The 1081-nt window shown below is 49.8% G+C and carries 1 protein-coding gene; it reads right to left on the bottom strand.

The window, feature by feature from the left end; translation table 11 throughout:
• A partial coding sequence (gene pyk / locus R7P35_RS25975; protein ID WP_318093344.1) for a pyruvate kinase occupies positions 1-1081 on the bottom strand: 1081 nt, incomplete at both ends.

Genomic DNA, 1081 nt, shown 5'->3' with positions numbered 1-1081 from the left:
CTGGCAGAATACGCATGCAGTTGGTTGAACCAACGACGTCCATCACGTCACCTTGAGTGATGATCACTAAGTCACCTTCATGTAGGTAACCTTGATCTTTGAGGCTGGAAATTGCGGCTTGAGCGGTTGGTAAGCCCGCATCGCATTTCGCATCAAAGTACACTGGCGTCACGCCACGATATAACGCTGCGCGGTTGAGCGTCGATTCGTTACGCGATAAAGCAAAAATCGGCAAACCAGAGCTTAGGCGTGACATCATCAAAGCTGTTCTTCCTGACTCTGTTAATGCAATCATCGCTTTAATGCCTTCCATGTGGTTCGCTGAGTACATGGTTGCCATTGCAATGGTCTCTTCTGCTGTTTCAAAGGTGCGGTCGAGACGGTAGGTCGATAGACTTGCTTCAGACATCTTTTCTGCGCCAATACAGACATCCGCCATTGATTTCACGGTCTCTACCGGATATTGACCGGCAGCGGTCTCTCCAGACAGCATCACGGCATCGGTGCCATCCAAAACGGCGTTTGCTACGTCCATGACTTCTGCACGCGTTGGCATTGGGCTATTGATCATCGATTCCATCATTTGAGTTGCAGTAATGACAACGCGGTTCAAACTTCGAGCTCGACGAATGAGTTTTTTCTGAACACCGATCAGCTCAGGATCGCCAATCTCAACGCCTAAATCGCCGCGAGCGACCATCACGACGTCAGAAGCTAGGATGATATCGTCAATCGACTCGCTCGTGGCGACGGTTTCTGCACGTTCTACTTTTGCGACGAGTTTTGCTTCTAAGCCGGCATCCCGGGCCAAGCGTCTGGCATAGTGCATGTCCTCGCCATTGCGTGGGAAAGAAATGGCCAAATAGTCGACCTTAATTTCTGCGGCTGTGATGATGTCAGCTTTGTCTTTTTCCGTGAGTGCATCGGCTGATAAGCCACCGCCTTTTTTGTTGATGCCCTTGTTATTGGATAATGGGCCACCAACGGTCACACGGGTATGGACTTTATTTCCTTCTACGCTGGTGACTTGCAATTGAACTCTGCCATCATCAAGCAGTAGAATGTCGTTCGGTGAAACATC

Source organism: Vibrio sp. Vb0304, assembly GCF_033338995.1.
GTDB classification, from domain to species: domain Bacteria; phylum Pseudomonadota; class Gammaproteobacteria; order Enterobacterales; family Vibrionaceae; genus Vibrio; species Vibrio alginolyticus.
Note: the sequence above shows the minus strand (reverse complement) of the source record. Positions and strands in the feature narration are given on the sequence as shown.